This is a genomic window from Psychrosphaera sp. B3R10 (genome assembly GCF_018861025.1).
Classification (GTDB): Bacteria; Pseudomonadota; Gammaproteobacteria; order Enterobacterales; family Alteromonadaceae; genus Psychrosphaera; species Psychrosphaera algicola.
Window position 1 is genome coordinate 132,803 of sequence record NZ_JAHKQH010000019.1, and the last position, 19,825, is coordinate 152,627.

At 38.1% G+C, this 19,825-nt stretch carries 19 protein-coding genes; 9 read left to right on the forward strand and 10 right to left on the reverse strand.

The genetic code is table 11. The features are described from left to right. The first annotated feature begins 5 nt into the window (after positions 1–5). The 3 genes from bioD to KO525_RS05830 are packed head-to-tail and all read left to right on the forward strand — an operon-like array spanning position 6 to position 1,929. Positions 6–677, forward strand: coding sequence for a dethiobiotin synthase (bioD, locus tag KO525_RS05820; protein ID WP_215962855.1), 672 nt, complete (start codon positions 6–8; stop codon positions 675–677). After that, positions 674–1,390, forward strand: a complete 717-nt coding sequence (locus KO525_RS05825) for an ABC transporter permease (protein ID WP_303521019.1) — start codon at positions 674–676, stop codon at positions 1,388–1,390. The genes bioD and KO525_RS05825 overlap by 4 nt, the downstream gene beginning before the upstream one ends. A gap of 2 nt (positions 1,391–1,392) precedes the next feature. Further along, positions 1,393–1,929, forward strand: a complete 537-nt coding sequence (locus KO525_RS05830) for a YaeQ family protein (RefSeq protein WP_215962856.1) — start codon at positions 1,393–1,395, stop codon at positions 1,927–1,929. Here KO525_RS05830 and KO525_RS05835 read toward each other — a convergent pair. From KO525_RS05835 to KO525_RS05860, 6 genes are read right to left on the reverse strand one after another with little or no spacing between them, the layout of a single operon-like run. After that, on the reverse strand, positions 1,913–2,104 hold the full coding sequence (locus KO525_RS05835) for a DUF2897 family protein (RefSeq protein WP_215962857.1): 192 nt from the start codon (positions 2,102–2,104) through the stop codon (positions 1,913–1,915). The genes KO525_RS05830 and KO525_RS05835 overlap by 17 nt on opposite strands. Continuing rightward, entirely contained in the window at positions 2,104–2,784 is a 681-nt protein-coding gene (locus KO525_RS05840; RefSeq protein WP_215962858.1) for a M15 family metallopeptidase, read from the reverse strand. The genes KO525_RS05835 and KO525_RS05840 overlap by 1 nt, the downstream gene beginning before the upstream one ends. 20 nt (positions 2,785–2,804) lie before the next feature. After that, the gene (dapE, locus tag KO525_RS05845) at positions 2,805–3,941 is read right to left on the reverse strand and encodes a succinyl-diaminopimelate desuccinylase (RefSeq protein WP_215962859.1); all 1,137 of its coding nucleotides are present in this window, start codon (positions 3,939–3,941) and stop codon (positions 2,805–2,807) included. Between the two features lies 1 nt (position 3,942). Beyond that, positions 3,943–4,299 (reverse strand): ArsC family reductase, encoded by a 357-nt coding sequence (locus KO525_RS05850; protein ID WP_252736697.1) that lies wholly within the window; start codon positions 4,297–4,299, stop codon positions 3,943–3,945. A gap of 7 nt (positions 4,300–4,306) precedes the next feature. Next, entirely contained in the window at positions 4,307–4,798 is a 492-nt protein-coding gene (locus tag KO525_RS05855; protein ID WP_215962860.1) for a PTS glucose transporter subunit IIA, read from the reverse strand. 7 nt (positions 4,799–4,805) lie between these two features. Beyond that, positions 4,806–5,195 (reverse strand): ACT domain-containing protein, encoded by a 390-nt coding sequence (locus tag KO525_RS05860; RefSeq protein ID WP_215962861.1) that lies wholly within the window; start codon positions 5,193–5,195, stop codon positions 4,806–4,808. A 558-nt stretch (positions 5,196–5,753) separates the two neighbouring features. On the opposite strand from KO525_RS05860, the gene KO525_RS05865 reads away from it, so the two are divergent. Further along, positions 5,754–6,224, forward strand: a complete 471-nt coding sequence (locus KO525_RS05865; protein ID WP_215962862.1) for a DUF412 family protein — start codon at positions 5,754–5,756, stop codon at positions 6,222–6,224. A 141-nt stretch (positions 6,225–6,365) separates the two neighbouring features. Here KO525_RS05865 and KO525_RS05870 read toward each other — a convergent pair whose 3' ends face one another. From KO525_RS05870 to xthA, 3 genes are read right to left on the reverse strand one after another with little or no spacing between them, the layout of a single operon-like run. Next, positions 6,366–6,962 carry a glutathione S-transferase family protein gene (locus KO525_RS05870; RefSeq protein ID WP_215963045.1) on the reverse strand — a complete coding sequence of 199 codons (597 nt, stop codon included), beginning with the start codon at positions 6,960–6,962 and terminating at the stop codon, positions 6,366–6,368. 32 nt (positions 6,963–6,994) lie between these two features. Then, a complete protein-coding gene (locus KO525_RS05875) occupies positions 6,995–7,573 on the reverse strand; it encodes a YceI family protein (RefSeq protein ID WP_215962863.1) in 579 nt (192 codons plus the stop codon). Between the two features lie 45 nt (positions 7,574–7,618). After that, positions 7,619–8,440 (reverse strand): exodeoxyribonuclease III, encoded by an 822-nt coding sequence (gene xthA, locus KO525_RS05880; RefSeq protein WP_215962864.1) that lies wholly within the window; start codon positions 8,438–8,440, stop codon positions 7,619–7,621. Positions 8,441–8,540: 100 nt separating this feature from the next. Between xthA and KO525_RS05885 the strand changes: the two genes are divergently transcribed. The 4 genes from KO525_RS05885 (at position 8,541) to recD (ending at position 18,476) form a co-directional block, all read left to right on the forward strand. After that, complete coding sequence (locus KO525_RS05885; protein ID WP_215963046.1) at positions 8,541–8,864, forward strand: DUF6122 family protein; 324 nt, start codon at positions 8,541–8,543, stop codon at positions 8,862–8,864. Positions 8,865–8,997: 133 nt separating this feature from the next. Then, a complete protein-coding gene (gene recC / locus KO525_RS05890; RefSeq protein WP_215962865.1) occupies positions 8,998–12,525 on the forward strand; it encodes an exodeoxyribonuclease V subunit gamma in 3,528 nt (1,175 codons plus the stop codon). Continuing rightward, a complete protein-coding gene (gene recB, locus KO525_RS05895) occupies positions 12,526–16,440 on the forward strand; it encodes an exodeoxyribonuclease V subunit beta (protein WP_215962866.1) in 3,915 nt (1,304 codons plus the stop codon). Between the two features lie 2 nt (positions 16,441–16,442). Next, entirely contained in the window at positions 16,443–18,476 is a 2,034-nt protein-coding gene (recD, locus tag KO525_RS05900) for an exodeoxyribonuclease V subunit alpha (RefSeq protein WP_215962867.1), read from the forward strand. A gap of 17 nt (positions 18,477–18,493) precedes the next feature. On the opposite strand, the gene KO525_RS05905 is transcribed toward recD, so the two are convergent. Then, positions 18,494–19,474 carry an ion channel gene (locus KO525_RS05905; protein WP_215962868.1) on the reverse strand — a complete coding sequence of 327 codons (981 nt, stop codon included), beginning with the start codon at positions 19,472–19,474 and terminating at the stop codon, positions 18,494–18,496. Positions 19,475–19,673: 199 nt separating this feature from the next. Between KO525_RS05905 and KO525_RS05910 the strand changes: the two genes are divergently transcribed. After that, the gene (locus KO525_RS05910; protein ID WP_215962869.1) at positions 19,674–19,823 is read left to right on the forward strand and encodes a hypothetical protein; all 150 of its coding nucleotides are present in this window, start codon (positions 19,674–19,676) and stop codon (positions 19,821–19,823) included. Positions 19,824–19,825 lie beyond the last annotated feature (2 nt).

The window sequence follows — 19,825 nt, forward strand, 5'->3', positions numbered from 1 at the left end:
CGTTTATGGATTTTGCTAAATTACCGACACGGTTTTTTGTCACTGGTACAGATACAGAAGTAGGTAAAACCTATAGCAGTGCTTTAATAGTAAAAGCCTTAATCCAAGGTGGGCACTCGGTATTTCCATTTAAGCCTGTCGCAGCAGGTGTTGAGCCATCATTGGTGGTTAACGGCAAAGCGGTAAATGAAGATGCTTATCATCTTTGGTTAGCGTGTAACAAAGTGTACTCGTTAGATCAAATAAATCCCATATTATATCAACAGCCCATAGCACCTCATATTGCAGCAGAGCTTGAGAATAAGGTTTTAGATGCATCGCTGCTTTCGTTGCTTAGTTCAAAAGTTCCTGGAGCGGAGTACACTTTAATAGAAGGAGCAGGGGGCTGGCATCTTCCCCTTAATAATGAAGAGCTGATGTCTGAATGGGTCGTTAATGAAAAATTACCTGTTTTATTGGTGGTAGGTATTAAACTCGGGTGTTTAAATCATGCGCTGTTAACTGCGGAGTCTATAATAAATTCAGGTGGCGCAGTTATTGGGTGGGTTGCTAACTTTATAGATGGTGAAACAGATATCGGGCGAAAAAACGTAGAGTATTTGCAAACTCAACTGACTAAACGCTTTAATATTTCAAAGTTGTTTGAAATCCAAAAAAACCAACGGACGCTTTTGTGACTCAACAAATTGAACTGATTGACGTGGCGCTATCATTTGTTCCTGTTAGCGTTGTTTTGTTTCTCATGTACCGCTCTAAAATGCCGGTGACCGGGCCCACTATCTCTATTGCTCGTATGTTATTGCAACTTATGGTCGTCGGTTATGCGCTGTTGTGGGTGTTTCAACAAGCGTCCCCTCTATTTATCACTTTGTTGATATTTTTAATGATGTTGATAGCAAGTTGGCTTGCTCTTAATGTTGTTAAAACTAAAACGGTTGTGTTATTTCGCCACGCTTTAATATCTATATTAATAGGCAGCGGCCTTGTTCTGATTTTTATAACTCAGGGGGTTTTGAGAATTGAACCTTGGTATAACCCACAATATTTGATCCCACTTGGTGGTATGCTATTTAGTAGCAGTATGACCGCGATTAGCCTTGCGCTGGAGCGATTTGTTGCTGAACTTGAATATCACACAGTAGCTTCGGCTAAAAATATTGCGATAAAAGCCGCTATGATCCCAGTAATCAATTCCATGTTGGCAGTCGGCGTTGTATCCTTGCCAGGTATGATGACCGGTCAAATACTTTCCGGCGTAGAACCATACATTGCTGCCCGGTATCAAATTTTGGTAATGACCATGGTTTTTTCAGCAACCGGGTTAACGGTATTTGTATTTATGTATTTGTTGGCTAAAACCAACCTGTCTTATTTGAAGAGTAAAAACTGACTATGGCTTTAAAAGCAACGATTTATAAATTTGATGTGTCTATTACTGACCTAGATCGAAATTATTATAATGACCACCAACTGACGGTTGCAAAACATCCATCAGAAACAAGTGAGCGCATGATGTTACGCTTATTAGCCTTTATTTTAAATGCGTCAGAAACACTCGAGTTTACCAAAGGGTTAAGTGACACAGACGAGCCTGACTTATGGCAAAAAGACATGTCTGATGTTATTGAACTTTGGATTGCGTTAGGCCAACCGTCAGAATCTCGAGTGAAAAAGGGCAGTAACCAATCGAATAAAATGGCTATCTATGCTTACGAGGACGGGTTTTTTAATGAGTATTGGGCTAAGCAAAAGAATAAAATTAGCGTTAAAGATAACATTTCGGTTGTGACTGTACCTTCTACCATCGGACAACAACTTGTTGCAGCATTGCAGCGTACCATGGCTATTCAAGTCACGATTCAAGATGGTACTGTGTATTTAACGGTTGCGGGTGAAAGCTTGTCTTTTTCCCCTACAACTCATCTGTAGGTTTATCGTTAACCTTTGTATGCTCAGATGATTTCTCATCTGATTTTTTCGAATTTTCAATGGGCTCCTGTTTTAGGTTCTTCATTGAAAATTTTGCGGAATGTTTTAACAGCATAATGTTGCCGACTATCATACCAAGCGCAATAACAATAATTACAATTGCAAATCCTGACATTACTCTACTCGATTTACGTTCAAAATATAGTAATCAAGTATATGCTCAAAATTCCTAAGTATCGTGGTTTTGCCAGCTATATCTTCATTTATGATCAAATCGAACAATATCTTTGGTTCCGACTCAAGTAATTCCAAATAGCCTGAAGATAGCGGGTAATAAGACATGTGCCAAGGTTCTTCGGCAATACCGCCATTGTGGTTTAGATAAGGGAAATGGAAGCCAAAGTTTTCAGCATTTTTTAGTAGCCATTGGTGTAAATTAGCAAACGGTCCGTCGCCCTGATATTCAGAACTTACCAATTTAAGCCCCAACGTTTGATCAAAAGTAGATTTATCGTAATAGTCAAAATCAGTGCCCCAATGATGACGACTCGCGCCAGGAAGCGCTGAAAACCTCAAAATAGCTTTTATTCGCTCGAAGGGTTCAAGGGTATCAACGTCAAGTTGTATTTGATTGTCATCAAAAATTGGGATCATACCTAAATATTTGCCGTTCCATATCTTTAACTGTCTTTCAAAGTCTCTAAATCCGGATGCAATCTGCATGTCGAAACCGGCATCAAATGCTGCAGTTTGTAAGGCATTATAAGGCTCTATAACGTCGCTATGTATTGCGACGCCATTTGACTGAAAGATTATATTAGCGGTGTCCTTGCCGGTTAGATCCAATTTTTTCATTAACTAATTATTTTCCTAAATTATGGTAATAGGGCATTTTCTAAAACTTTAAAATACATTTCAGTTAGTTGATCTAAATCTGCGATAGCAACAGATTCGTCTACTTTATGTATCGTCGCATTACATGGGCCTAATTCAACGACTTGCGCGCCAGTAGGGGCAATGAAACGACCATCGGACGTGCCTCCTGTCGTTAGTAGTTGTGGCTTTTTCCCGGTAACTTCTTCAACTGCTATGTTAACAGCGTCGACTAACGTACCTTCGTCTGTTAAAAACGGTAGACCGTTATATGTCCATTTTAACTCGTAGTTAAGTTCATTATCGTTAAACAATGTTTCAACTTGATGAACAAGTTGTTCAGCGGTCACTTCAGTTGAATATCTAAAATTGAACATGATTTCAACATCGCCAGGGATAACATTCCCAGCGCCAGTGCCAGAATTGATATTTGATATTTGAAAACTGGTAGGTGGGAAAAAATCATTGCCAAGATCCCATTGTGTTTGCGTCAATTGGAAAATAGATTGCGACACTTTATGAATAGGGTTTTCAGCAAGGTGCGGATAAGCGACATGGCCTTGCACACCTTTAACCGTTAAATCGCCTGTTAAAGACCCCCGACGGCCATTTTTCACGATATCTCCACAATAGTTGGTACTAGAAGGTTCACCAACAATGCACATATCAATCTTTTCATTTCGGGCTTCTAACGTTTCAATGACTTTCATCGTGCCGTTGATGAATGGACCTTCTTCATCACTGGTTATTAAAAAAGCGATAGAGCCTTTATGATCTGGGTGAGCTTTGACAAAATTTTCTGTTGCGACAACCATAGCCGCTAAACTGCCTTTCATGTCTGCTGCACCACGACCAAAAATATGACCGTCCTTGATAACAGGTTCAAAAGGTGGCGTAGACCAGTTTTTAACATCTCCTGTCGGTACAACATCGGTGTGCCCTGCAAAACAGAACACCGGCGCTTCTGTGCCTTTTCGTGCCCACATATTTAATGTGTCGACATAAAACATCGATTCGATATTAAAACCTAATTTTTCAAGACGAGAAGCCATTAACTGTTGGCAGCCTGCATCTTCTGGAGTTACAGACTCGCGACTTATAAGTTGTTGAGTTAATTCAATTGTTGGAGATATTTGCATATTAAGATTTGCCAAAAAGTGTTTCGTAATCAGTTTGTTTAAAACCCAGATAATAATTACCGTTGGTATATAAAATAGGGCGTTTAATCATCGCTGGAGCGTCTAGCATACATTTAATCGCTAATGATTCGTCCATGGCTTCTTTTGTCGATTCGTCAAGTTGTCGAAAAGTTGTACCACGTTTGTTTAATACATTTTGCCAACCAAGTTCTTTACATACATTAACAAGCCATTGGTGTTCGATGCCGTCTTTGCGGTAGTCGTGAAATGTAAAAGAGATGTCTTGTGTGGTTAGCCATTTTTGCGCTTTTTTTATGGTATCGCAGTTCTTAATACCAAACATTGTTGTTGTATTCATAGTTTATTTATTCTGTCACTAAGGTAAATAAAGGGTCTGCACCATGCTCGACGTGAGTTCTTGGTACGACTATTCGTTTTATCGTTTGAGCATTTAACCAAAAGATATAAAGATGGGTCGGTGTTGAGTTGTGACTCATCTTATAAAGGTTAAGTTCCATTAATGGTTGATCAAGGGTTACCGCTTGACCCAATTTAACTAAAATCTTAATGCCTAGGCCCAAGTTTTGTTTGTATTCAAAAGGCAACTGAATAGCTAGTTTAAGCTTGTTTTTTGCTTGTAAAACGATCTGGCCGATTGAGATATCAATAGCAATCACATGGGCATTAAACGGTGCGGTTACTTGACTTGTCGTCGGAGTAATACTTACGCCACACCCTAATTGGTTGACTAATGGGCATGAAATTCTGGAGACTTTCCCCGATATAGGAGCAGGAATTTGTACCCCAGTTACAGTGGACCCTTGTTTAAATTCTATTTTACTGGATTGACCAATCATGGTTTTACTAAATCTCAGCCCTTATTTTGTAGCCGGCTTTTTCGAGATGAATAATCGCGGCTTCAACATTTTTACTTTTAACTAAAATGTAGTCAGTATCGAATGTTGAAATTACGAATATGCTGATATCAGCAGCAGAGAGCACGCCGCTAATGTCTGACAAAATCCCTGTCAATGAAAATCCCAATGGCCCTATAACTTCTAAACTCTTCCAGCCATCCTCTTGCTCGTCGCTCTCTAATTTTAAATCAGAAGAGCAAACAATAGATAACTCGTCTGCAGTTTTACCTATAAAAAAGATATCTGATTGCAAAACGACTTGAGGTACCGGCGTTTCTGGTACGAAACTGTGTACTGAAAACTCTCCGTCTAGAAGGTGTAATGTTTGTTTAGGCATGAAGCCGATATCCTTATTCGATCTAGTAACCGATGCCTTTTATATTACTATGCTTTAAACAAAAAAGCAGTCTAAAACCTTTAAAATAGTCTAACGTTATTTTCTACAACGTTGTTAAACTCCTGTTTATTTACACAGTTATCAACTGTGCTTAATACTTTTCCACAGATTGTGTGGATAACTCTGTTGAGTAACTCTGTTGTAGTCTGTAAGTTATTGATAACAATGTGTATTAACAAGTGGTTAAATATTGTCACCGGACAAATTATATACGTACATAGTTGCTTAAGTAATCGGTTTTGGTCCTAGCTTTTAACCTATGAACAAATAGACAACAAAAGCAAGTATAAACTTGATGTAAATAGTGGATAAGTCGGTGTTTTTAAATTCACTTGTGGATAACTTGTAAATAACATTTAGATAAAAATATGGTACTTAGATAGCTGATAAATAGCGCAAAAATTGATTATCCAGTGATAATGTCCATTTTGTATTTTGACGGTGTTGAGAATTAGGTTATCTTTAATGGTAGTGAGTCTATTTAAGAGGTAGTGAAATTTGCTAATAATTAAAACTCTAAAAACCGGATATGATTTTAGCCAACTTTGGCCAAAACGAGAACCCTATTTGGCGATGTTTGACCAAACAAGGGCGGTGAAACTAGCGTTGTTGTCTTTGACATTAATGCCTTCACTTGCAATTGTTACTGCGTTTCTGCATTTACAGTTTTTTGGAACAAGCCAGATAAATCTTACATTTGCGATGACGATTTTGTTTTTAAGTATTCCTGTACAAGCGTTTTATGTACTGGGTCTAAAAGCGAATAGTCAACTACCTGTAAGTTTACGAGTATGGTACAGAGAGTTAGAGTCTAAGATTAAATTGACGCCACTTGTGGAGCCTGGTTTAGAAGGTAAAGCAGATAAACGTCTAGGTAAATCAGATAATAAACTAACATTTTTAGACTTAGCCTGTGTATTACATGACCTGTTTGATCCAAGCAAAAGAACAAACAAGTCATTTAATTAACAATATAATACACGATAGTAATCGAGTCATCATTTAAACGTTTTTTACTAAAGTGGTTTTGGACCAAAGTCGGCGCCACTTTTTATTTTAACGCTGCGATAACCTTAAACTTCAAAATCGATTTCAATAAATATAAATAGATTAGCCAATAGCAACGTAGTGTTCGTTGTTTTCGATACGTTTGAGCCAATTTGAAATATTCGGAAATTGACTGAGGTCAAAACCACCTTCATCTGCAACATGGGTGTAAGCATAGAGCGAAATGTCCGCAGTTGTAATTGTATCACCTGTTAAAAATGCGGAGCTTTGCAAGCATTTTTCCATAACTGTTAGCGCTTTATTGCCGCCGGCTTGTTTATCTTTATATTCTTGTAACCTAGATTCAGGCATTCCCAAATATTTATTAATAAAGCGCGCAACGGCAATAAATGGTTCGTGGCTGTATTGTTCAAAAAATTGCCATTGTTGGATTAGTGCTTGGGCTTTAGGATCAGAAGGGTAAAACTTACTGCTATTTGCAATATAGTTAATAATAGAATTAGATTCCGATAGGCAAAAGCCGTCACTAAAACGAACAAACGGGATCTTGCCATTTGGATTCATAGAGACAAACTGATCGGTCTTGGTATCGCCCTTTAATATGTCGACCTCAATCCATTTATATTTGACTTGTAACAGCTCACAAACAAGTTTTACTTTGTAACAATTTCCTGAATTTACATCGCCATATACTTCAATCATCGTTAACTCCAGAGTTGATTTGTTAATCGTTATTGGTGACTAAATGCAAGGGAAAACGTAATTGGCACTGAATAGCTGATCGAACTTAGGCCCGCTAGTTGTTTAAGTTTATCGATACCACCAGTTAACTGAAATTGGTCACTATTTATCACAACCGGTTTGATAGTACTTATTGTCAGAGTTTTGTTTTTTCCTTTCACAAGCATCACTTCAGTTGTTATTTTTTGGGAAATACCATGGAGTGATAACATTCCCTCTATGGTCGTTGTTGTGTGTTCGCCCAAGGTTAGATTTTCATAAACGCTAGGTTTAACTTGGGTTGTAAAAACGGCTTGAGGGTATAGGTTCGTTTCAAACAACTCTTTTGTCATTCGTTGATTACGGATCTCGATATTGCTTTCAACACTATTAAGATCAATTGATAAACTTGCTAAGCCTTGCTTGTTTATCGTGCCACTTAGTTGAGTAAACTGATGAACTTCAGTGGTTGTTTGTTTTTTAGTCGATAAAAAGTGGAAGGCTGAATTATCATTATCCAATTTATAGTCGGCAAATACGCCAGCAGAGGCACTCATCAGCAATGCCGACATGGCCAAATTAGTTATCATTTTACAGTTCATGTCTTTTCTCAATTTTTTATTGCTAAATTTAGTTTAAATTTCAAACGTTGACCAAATTGGTGCGTGGTCAGAAGGTTTTTCTATACCGCGCAGTTCATAGTCAATATCTGATCCAACTAGAGTATCCGTCAACGATTTTGTTGCTAAGATCACATCTATTCTAAGGCCTCGGTTGTCATCAAATCCCTTAGAACGATAATCAAACCAGCTGTATTTTTCTGTAGTATCTGGGTGCAGTTGCCTAAACGTATCAGTAAAACCCCAATTTAAAAGGTCACTGAGCCATTCGCGCTCAATCGGTTGGAATGAGCATTTTCCAGTTTTTAACCAACGTTTGCGGTTTACTTCGCCAATTCCGATATCTAAATCTGTTGGAGAAATATTTATATCGCCCATAACAATCAAGTTTTCCGTGGGCGATTGATAGGTCTCTAAGTGGTTCATTAAATCTTTATAGAACTGCTGTTTATACGGAAATTTAGTCTCGTGTGAAAGGTTATCACCCTGTGGGAAATAGCCATTCATTACTGTTAACTTATTGCCTTTGGGCGTATTTAACGTCACTGATACCATTCTTTTTTGATGCAATTCTGTATCTGTCGAAAAGCCTTTATCTTCGCTGATGATCTGTTCAACTAAGTCTTGGCGAACTAACATAGCCACACCATAATGAGCTTTTTGGCCATGTACTATAGGATAGTATCCAAGAGCAGTTATATCGTCGAATGGAAAAACTTCATCATGTGCTTTAGTTTCTTGCAAGCCAATTATATCTGGATTGTGTTTAGTGATAAGCGCAGTTAGTTGGTGAATTCGAGCGCGAACGCCATTTATATTAAAAGAAATAATTTTCATAGAATTTAATCACGATGCTAATGTTTTATGGTGGAGATGATGCCTGTAAGTCATTAGAATCGCAAATATAAGTCTATTAAATTGTAGCTAGGAGCTAACTATTTTTCATTTATTTTTACACTTTCTAGTGCCGTGCTGCATTGCTTTAATTTTTGCACCAAAACAATGGCAAAAACCACTACTCATTATGATGTTAACGATGGTTGTTGATATTGACCATGTCGTTGCGGATCCGATCTACGACCCAAACCGTTGTTCAATAGGTTTTCATCCATTCCATAAGCTTTATTTTATTTTGCTTTATGGTGTTTTGTTATTTTTTAAAAGAGTACGTTGGATTGGGGTCGGCTTAATGGTTCATATGTTGCTCGATAGTATCGATTGCTATCAAAATATGGGCATTTGGTGGCACAGTGCAGTGTAATTAATTCTTGTTCTTGGAATTACCCGTATAAAAGTTATACGGTCTTTTTAATAGTTTAAATTAATCACTGAAAACCAAGTCAATTTGAATTAGAGTTAAGCGATAACTAGGATACAACGAAGATCTTGTTTTCATGCTGAATGTTTTTCAATCTAATCGACTTGAAGCTCTCGTCACCATTTTATCAAAACAAATGAGTGACAATGCCTTAGATTCTGTACTAACCCCGGATACGATTTTAGTGCAAAGCCCCGGCATGGCGCAGTGGCTTAAACTAGAAATCGCAAAATCAAATGGTATAGCAGCAAATTTGGCGTTTCCGTTACCGAGTAGCTTTATTTGGCGACTTTATCAAAAAACCATGCCAGATATTCCAGAACAAAGTCCATTTAATAAAGACCGAATGACCTGGATATTGTTTAAATTATTACCCCAGTTTTTAACCCAGACAGAATTTAACGCTCTGAGCCACTTTTTGGAAAGTGCTAAAATTGATACAAGTAATGGAAGTGAACATTTTTATCAACTTAGATTGTTTCAACTGGCCGAAAAAATAGCTGATGTGCTCGACAATTACTTAATGTACCGACCTCATTGGTTAACGCACTGGCAGGAAGGCAATAATGATTTACCACCTACAGAACCCAATATCGATATAGAACAACACGCGTGGCAGGCCATATTGTGGCGAGAAGTTGTTCGATACGTAAAAGCAGATTATGACGATGTGGACAACATTCCTGCATTACACCGAGCGGAAATGCAAAAGGTGTTGTTAAATTGGTTAGCGCAAGCCGATAAGGCAACAATTCAGGCGATGGTTGGTGCTAGGGTAAGTGTATTTGGTATTTCAACGTTACCTGAGCAACAGCTAGAAGTACTGGAAGCGCTCGCGAGAAACATTGAAATTGATGTTTATTGGTTTAATCCTTGTCAACTATACTGGGGCGATATTATTAGCCCTAAACTTGCTGCCCGATTGACAAGTCAACAACAAAACATAGTTAAGATTAATAGTGAATTACATGACCAATATTATATTGTTGGCAACCCATTATTGGCCAGTTGGGGAAAAGTTGGTAAAGATTATCTGGATTTGCTAACCAATAGAAATGTTGAAGTATATGACATCTTTATTGACCAAGCTGATCAAGCCACTAGATCAGTTTTACATAAAATTCAGCATGACATTCTAAATTTGGAATATCGTGACAGTCAGGTCCCGTTGACGCCTCAAGAGCTAAATTCAGAGCTGGGCAAATTAGTTTGGCCTCAAGACGATACATCAATACAAGTTCATATTTGCCATAGTCGTTTACGTGAACTGGAAGTATTAAAAGATAACTTGCTTCATTTATTAGCTGAGAACGAGGGGTTATTAGCGAGTGACATACTCGTGATGATGCCAGATGTTAATGCTTATAGCCCGTTTATAGAAAGTGTTTTTGGTGGGTTACACCAAGGTGCAAAGTACATTCCGTATACAGTTGCGGACCGCAGCGGTCACGATCTAAGTCCATCACTCACAGCATTTGTTGATATGTTCCTACTGCCTGAATCACGATTTACCATCATTGAAATATTGGACCTTATTGAAGTTCCTTTTATGAGTCGTTTATTCAGTTTTGACCAAGATGATTTAAATCTTATTCGCAGGTGGGTTGATGGTTGTCAGATTAAATGGGGAATATCTGGACAGCATAAAACCAAATGGCAAATGCCAAATAGAGATATGAATACTTGGCAAAGCGGTTTAAAGCGAATGTTGCTCGGCATATCCGTAGGTGAAGATGCACTATGGCATGACATTGTTTCTTTTTCAGAAATAGAAGGTATGCAAGCGAAAACACTGGGTAAGCTAATTGATTTTTTCCAGTTTGTTGTAACGTTACAAGTTGAATTAGACGCGGCTAAAACCCCTGAACAGTGGCATCACTATATAACTGAGCTATTGGCGTATAGTTTTGACTTAGACACACTCGATGAAATTGAACAAAACGTATTAATGGCTATTCGGGACGTCAATGACAAACTCAAGGACTTCTCTAATACGTTACGTCTTGATCAAAAAGTGAGTTACAAAATTATTCACCGACATTTTGATACTTTTTTACAAGAAGATGGGGTAACGCAGCGATTTTTAGCGGGTAAGCTAAACTTTTGTAGCTTAATGCCAATGCGATCTGTGCCATTTAAAGTTGTTTGTGTATTAGGCTTAAATGAAGGTGAGTACCCTCGGAACGTTGACCCAATTAGTTTTGACTTAGTCTCGTTATGTTCGCCTAAAAAAGGCGATCGTTCGAGAAAATGGGATGACCGCTATTTATTGCTAGAAGCATTGTGCTCAGCCAGAGACGTGTTTTATTTAAGTTATGTGGGTATTTCTCTCAAAAATAATGAAATGGTGCCTCCTTCAGTGTTGTTAAATGAGTTTAAAGATTACTTGTGTCAATCATATTTACCAACAAACAAGCAACAAAAACTAACGGATAGCTTTGAATATATCCATAGATTACAACCATTTGATAGCGAATATTATACGCAATCAACACAGAGTAATTTGCAAAATTCTTACCATAAACAGTGGTTTGATGTAGCAAAAGCAGCACATGCTGAAAACAATGGGGAGGAACTTACATCGTCGCCTTTGACCTCTGACCATTCAAATTTGGAGAACTGGTTTCAATACAGCGCGAATGCTAACGACAGTGAAATTAATATTGATCAGTTTATTGAATTTTGTCGCAATCCAATCAAAGCGTTTTATCGTCAACAATTAGATGTTCGATATGAGTTCTATACAGATACTTTAACAGAGGTTGAAAACTTTAGTCACAACGGCCTAACTAAATACACAATGAATCTTAAATTTATTGAAGCTGCACTTAATCAACAACTACCAAGTAAAACGCTTATGTTACAAAATGGTCAGTTTCCGTCGGACGAATGGGGACAACGACTTTATAAAAATTATAGTGCAAATAACGAAAAATATACGTCTGGATTGCATCAGGTAGTTGAGATTGAAGAAGGCGATAACATTCAATCAACACCACTTTCAATTGAATATAAACCAGCGTTTGGTAACGGTAATATTACCCTAGAAGCTGATTACCATTTGCTCGCAGGTCAAAACGTGCAACTCAGAGCTGGACGAATAAGAACGGTTGATATTATTAGTTGTTGGATTAACCATTTAGTGATAAATGCCAGTGGCTTTGAAATTAAGTCAGTGGTTTATGGGATAGAAGGTACGTCACCTAAATGGCATGGTTTCCCTGCACTTAGTAAAGCGTACAGTGCACAGATGTTAAATGACTGGTTGCGACTTTATTGTTATTCAATGGACCAACAACGTTTGTTGAAATGGCACCCGGAAACCGCACTTTTATGGCTGCAGAAACGTAAAAAAGATGTTTCACCACAAGAACTTGAAAGCGTATTGATGGATGCAATTGCAGAGGGCAGCTCTGCAGCTACAATTGCTATAGATAGTTACAGTTGGCGTTTATTTACCAAGCTTGATGATTTCACGCCTGAGTTTTTTGCTTTAGCGGATAAAATGTTATTGCCCATGTTAGAAATAGGAATGGGTTGTGGAGTTAGAGGGTTAAAGCACTATATTTCTCACATTAATCAAGCGCCAGTGGAGAGCCTTTAAATGAACGTACTTAATCCACTCTCTTTAGTGCTGAATCAAAATTGCCTAATCGAAGCGAGTGCAGGCACCGGTAAAACTTATACTATTACAACATTATATCTTAGGGCCATTTTGGGGCTCATAGACCCCGAACGTGAATTGAGCCCAATTGAAATTCAGAAAATTTTAGTGGTGACCTTTACCGATGCTGCAACAAAAGAGCTTAAAGATAGGATCAGAGATAAGTTAATTGAGGCGCAACATTATCTAATCTCTAGTCAATCTAGCGAAAAAACAAAAGCTGATCCTAATCTAATTGCGGTCATTTCCTTGTATCAACTAAAGTGCCAACAGCAATATGATATGGCGTCAGAAGCGGCTAGTTTACGGGCGTATACTCAGCTTCAACAAGCCATAGTACTTATAGATGAAGCGTCTATCTTTACGATTCATGGATATTGTCAACGGTGCTTAAACCAGTTTGCGTTTGAAACACAATCTGATTTTGACAAAGAAATGGACTTAGACAGCAAACCGACTACAGATAAAGCGCTTTATGATTTTTGGCGTCGTGAAGTATTAACGCTGACCTCTATTGAATTTGGATTATTTTCAGAAAACTGGGCGACACCTGAGGCTTTATATAACAATATTTCAAATGTTCTTGGTAAACGGATTTTAATTAACCCAACGTTGGATGAGGAAGGTTACCAGAGCCAACTTGCTACATTAGTTGGTCTAACAGAAAAAATCCGTACACTGTGGAATGACTGTAATTTTAGTGACATTATTTTAAGCTCTGGAATGATTGCAAAGCGAAAAGCCGTTACGCGATTAGCTAGTTTAGAACCGTTTTTAGCGGGCGATATCGCTTACCCAGAGTTTACCGATAAAGACAGGTGGTCAGTTTGGGGTCAGGAGGTTTTTGGGAAGCAAAGTAATTACAAAAAAGGTCATCCCTGTTTAGAGCACGAAATTATCGCTTTAATCGAACAACTAATCGCATTAGATGAGTCTTTTTGTGGCTCAGCTTTTAAAGGTTACTGGTTAACACACGCAAAAAATAGTATTGAACGACTTGCGAGTCAATCAAACTCACAGCAACAAACGATCACACCGGATGACCTGTTAACGTCCTTAGCCAACGCATTAGAAAATGACGAACAGCACGCTTTAGTTAAGGTAATAAGAAATTCGTATCCGTTGGCATTTATCGATGAATTTCAAGATACGGATCCAGTTCAATATCAAATATTCTCTACGATTTATAAAACCGATTTTGAGCCTGAAAGAGAAGCGGGTGAGTCGGCCGCTAATATGATTTTAATTGGCGATCCGAAACAAGCGATCTATAAGTTCCGTGGCGCAGATATTTACACGTATATTCGGGCAAAACACGACATCGTGCCGGAACGTCATTTTACTTTGAATAAAAATTGGCGCTCACACCCTGAGTTAATTCAATCAGTAAATTATATATTTGAACATAGCCCAGAACAATTTGAGCATAAATCAATTCCCTTTGTCTCTGTTGATTCCGGTCGCTCATTTGACTCACAACAAGCCCCAATTGACCACGACCAAGCGGCGTTTGAAGTATGTCATTTAGTTGTTGATGAACAGCAAGATAGTGGTAATTCGGAAACAAATATAAACAATACCGACGACACAGCAATTATTAACGCTGAGGAAGCTAAAGATAAAAATAAAAACAAATCAACGTCATCAACCAAAGAGGGCGATAAAACAACTATAGCAAGCACACAAGGTTATGATCTCATGGCCAAATGGTGTGCCGTCGATATTGTTAATTTATTAAACGGACATAAACATAAGGGACCTGATGATCCAAAAGCGGTATCCACAGGTGATATTTGTATTTTGGTTCGTAGTCGTCCGCAAGCCAAAATTATAAAAAATAGCTTGAGTCAACTTGGCTTAGATTCCGTGTACCTGAGCCGTGATAGTATTTTTAGTAGTAAAGTTGCTCAGGACCTAAATCTTTTACTCGTGGCAATTGCAGCGCCGAACAACGAACAAAAAGTAAAAACCGCACTGGCGACTCAGCTTTTTCAATACTCAGTAGAAGACTTACTCACATTTCAACACGACCCAAATCTATGGCAAGAAAAGCTCAATTGGTTTTTCGAAGCTCAAGTTGAACTGCAAAGGGGCAATATTACGAGCAGTGTCGAACATTTAATGTTTTGCGCTGAAAGCTATTCAAAATGGTCATCGAGAGTCAATGACTTCAACCGACACGTAACCGACTTACGCCATTTGTTGGAAATATTACAAACGCAACAGAAACAGCATGCTGGTATTGAAAAGCTTTTATTGTGGTTCGAACAGCAAATCTCGATGGATGTATCAAATGAATCAAACGATGAAAAAGTACTGAGACTAGAGTCGGATTCAAATTTGATAAAAATAGTGACATATCATGCGTCTAAAGGTCTGGAGTATCCTTATGTGTATTTGCCTTTTATCTGCAATGCAATGTTAAGTAAACAAGCTATTTATACCTCGGAAAAGGACAATACCACCTATTTTAGGGCCGATAATAGACTTATTGAACTGCAATACGCAGAACAAGAGCGCATGGCAGAAGATATACGATTACTGTATGTCAGTTTAACAAGGCCGATTTATCGCGTCGTTATTGGCATGTTTAACGTTGTAAACAGACAGTTTAAACTGCATCAAACCGCGATTTATAAATTGCTATTTGGCCGTGAAGAACAATCGAACATTGATGAGCGGATCAGTGATTATTTTACTGCAATGTCAAAGCAGGTTACTAATAATCAAACCGCTGGGGTTGTATATAAAAAAGTAACTGTTTCTGAGGTTCATGACGCGTTTAAATCTTCACCAGTATTGTTGATGCCTAAGAATAGCGATGAAGCTTCGATGGTATTTAATCATTATAACCCACCTAAAAAACATGACTGGCGGATCATAAGTTATTCTATGATGAGTAACCAAATTGGTCATGCAAGTCATAGCGACGTCATTAAATCTGAGCCTGATGTTCTATTTGAAACTAGGGGGGTTAACGAAACAGAAGAAAGTGAATCTAATGATATCCTTGTCGCACCAGAAGGGGTTTTTAATCAGTTTCATTTTCCAAAAGGCGCTAATGCGGGAACCTGTATCCATTGGATTTTAGAGCATGTTGATTTTCAACAACCAATGTCTGCACAGACCCAGGTTATCATTGACGGGTTAACTAAATTTTCAATATCTTTAGAGTGGGTTGAGACGGTAGAACAATGGTTGCAAAATGTAATTTTAAATCCCAAAGCTGGTTTTTCTTTATCTCAATTGGCACCTAATAAATTTATTAATGAATTGGAGTTTTACTTTGATTTTAGTGGCCTCGATATGTCTATTTTTGGTAACGCGTTATCAATGTTAGGGTTAGAACAATTGAGTAACAAAATGAAAGGCTCAATGTTTTCAGTGTCTAGAGGCGTTGTTAAAGGGTTTGTCGACGTTGTTGTCCAACACGAAGAAAAGTTTTATGTAGTGGACTACAAATCCAATTTTTTAGGGTTTGAACTTCAAGATTATGACCAAACCAAGCTATTTGAAAGTATGATTGACCATCATTATCACTTACAAGCGCTGATCTATCTCTTAGCGTTACATCGCTTTTTAGCTACACGTTTAACGGATTACAATTACGACTTACATATAGGTGGTGCTGTGTATTTATATGTCCGTGGGATGGATGAAAAAGATGACACTGGCGTATACAAATTTGAAGTGAATTATGACGTAATTCAATATCTTGATAATGCCCTAAAACAACACGATGTAGCGCAACACGACTTAGCGCAAAATGCCGATACTGGCGAGTCAAAGTCAGCTGGAACGGATGTTAAAATTGTCGATGAAGGTTTATGGTCACAAAAAGGATTTGGGTTTTAACAATGAATTTTTTATTAAGAACAAATAGCAATACGTTGATAAATGATAACGGCTCCTTTATGGAAATAGGCTCAACCGATAAATCAATTCTTAAATTTGATCAGACTCCCGTCGCACATTTGTTAACTGAGTTGGTCGCAAACGGCAAAATTGAGTCGGTCTGTAAACACTTCGCTAATATGATATTTGATGAACACTTAAGTCAAAATAAACAAACCGAGGGAGATTCGAGTAGGAACCTATTAACGATTTTAGCGGCGTTTGTAATGGACGCAATGTTAAAACAACATTCATGTATCTATATTGATAGAAAAATCATTAGTAGCTGGTTAGCGATAAGCGACATTCTTGAACTTAACATTGTGCTACCCGATCACCAAATTTGGCTCGATACCGTTAGAGGTGAAACAGACTTTGTTCAAAATATTGACGACATTAGTTCGCTAAGTACTGCACAACAGGTTATTAAGCCATTTGTTTTGTGGCAAAACCGATTCTACTTGCACCGTTATTTTATCGCTGAACATTGTATTGCAAATAAAATTACTAAGATGTTAGGTCGAGCACCTAAGCTATCAAACAATAAGCTTGAAAGCGCAGATGAAGATCAAGCAGAAAATAATATTACGCCACGTACTTTAGGCTTTATCGAAAGCATGTTTAAGCGCAGCGATGAAAATAAAGAAAACGACAATGTTGTAGATTGGCAAAAAGTCGCAGTCACAAACGCTCTTCAGTCTCAGTTTTCAGTTATTAGCGGCGGTCCCGGCACTGGCAAAACGACAACCGTGGTTAAGTTACTTGCCGGAATTCTATTTGATCATCAGATCTTAGGTGGAAAGGGAAAATTAAAAATCGCAATTACCGCGCCGACAGGTAAGGCAGCGTTACGACTTGAAGAGTCTATTAAAGGAGCATTAGGTTCTCTAGATATTGAAGACGAACTTGCGGCTCAGGTTCCAGTTTCGGCCTCTACAGTCCATCGATTAATGGGCTCCCGAGGCAACGGGCAATTTAAACATGATCATAATAATTTATTGCGACTCGACATATTGCTTATTGACGAAGCTTCTATGATTGATGTCACATTAATGGCAAAAGTATTTAATGCGTTGCCGTTAAACTGCCGAGTGATATTGATCGGAGACAGACAACAATTAGCCTCTGTAGAGGCTGGTAATGTGTTAGCCGATTTTTACATTGCTCAAAACCAATTGTCTTTACGTTACCTTGTTGAACTAAAAAAGAGTTTTCGGTTTGGTGCAGAAAGTTCGATAGGGCAACTCGCAGCGGCAATTAACGTTGGTGACTTTAATAGCGTCAATGCTACTTTTTTAGCGGATACAGCAAATGAACAGTCGTTAAATTGGTATCGTCAGCCACACGCTGAAATTGATAAAGTAGTTGAGTTAGTTACAGAACATTATTCTAATATCCATAGATTGGCGGCAACATTAACAATTGAAAATGAGGCCAAATTGATCCCCGAGGTGTTTAAAACGTTATATCAATTACAGGTGTTATGTTGTGTCCGTAAATCAGAATTTGGTACTGAATCTCTCAATAGGCGTGTTCATAGACGATTAATCCAAAAATCGTTAGTGCCCAACAAAGAGCAACATTATGTTGGTCGGCCAATTATGATTGCAACAAATGCGTATAATTTGAAATTATATAATGGTGATATTGGGATTCAACTCATTGACCCGGTTTCGGGGTTATTAATGACGTATTTTCAAGTCGGAAAGTCTGCATTCTCTAAATTCCATTGCCAAAGGTTACCAGGTCATGAGAGTGTTTATTCGATGACAGTGCATAAGAGTCAGGGTTCGGAATTTGACCATAGTATACTGATACTCCCAGCGGAAGATGAGTCTTCATCGTTAGTTTCAAGGGAAATTGTTTACACTGGACTAACGCGTTCCAAAATCAATTTTTCATTACTGGCCACTGAAACCAGTTTGCGTTCCGCGATAAATAGAACAACCCATCGTTACTCTGGACTAGCGGAAATGTTGGTCAATCAACTAAGCTAGTATATCTTTTGGTTTAATTAACGGGTGGTTTTTTTGACAAAAACCACCACAAAAAGTGCGAGCGCAAAGCTACCAATAAAAGCTTCTACTGCTGCGATGAGTCGCGAAAATCCTACCGGCTGTATGTCGCCATAACCTAATGTTGTAAATGTTACGACGCTAAAATAAATGGTCGAGAAAAAGTCCGAAAGATTCGACGCGAGTGAATTTTCTGTTGAAAACTTAATAATGCCTTCGTTGGCCTGGACACCAAAGATAAAGAATAGCAGGGCGCAGACAAAGATCAGGGCGAGTGAAAATGAAATGACATTCATGGGACGTTCGCCATATCCACAAAATAGGTCCACCGTTTTTGATATTATCCGTCCTTTAGAAAACTTAGGAAACTGCTTACGTCGCATGGTAAGTTCTTTATGGGCACAGTGCCCCGCGAGGCCCAATAGACCGTCGGACTCAGCTGATTTTCTTAAGTTTCGATATATTTCTTCCGATTGTTCATAGTGGTCAGCCGCTTCTTCCCTTAACCCTTTTTTATCAAAAGAATCTGCGATTGCTTCTTGTTGAACAAAGTCACCAATTTTTATGTTATCTAACCGAGCGCCATGGAGTTTGGTGCCTAATAAGTTGCAATTGTGTAGGTTGGCACAATGCAGATTGGCTTCGTTGAGGTTCGCTTTCATTAACGAAGCACCACTTAAATCCAAATTAAACAAATGGGCTTCTTGCATATTCGCGCGATAAAGGTCGGCACTGCGCATGTCATAACCGATAGGGGAGTCTGGGCGCACTAAATTAACGTGGAATAAGTTGGCGCGTTTTAGTCTTATTCCCTGTAATAAGCCACCACTCGAGGCAAAGGCTTCTAAACGTTCACTCAATTCCATTCCGGTTTTGTCTATTATTGGGTCATGCCAAAAACAGAATCCAGTGCCTAAATCCTTTTCTTTACACTTTTGTTTGTCCTCCGAAACATAACTACAGGGTCTATACTCAGACATAAATTAAGTGCACTCTTAAGAAGTTGTTCTTGTTATAAAAACAATAGTTGAAGATCGTTAACTCGGTAACAATTTTTTTACAAATTTTTGCAATTTAAATACACCTTTACGATTTAATTCTCGTTTTAACACGATACACTTAGTCAAACGACTAAAACTGATTTTCTTACATTACTTTTAATTAAGGGGCTAAAGCGTTATGTATATCATTGTTTTAGCTTCATTTATCTTTGCGATTGTAGGTATGTTGTTAGCAAAATATAAAGGTCTAAATTGGTTGTGGGGCTTTTTGGTTGGTTTAATTTTAGGCCCAATAGCGATCCCCCTTATTTTATTAAAAGGAAAATAAAT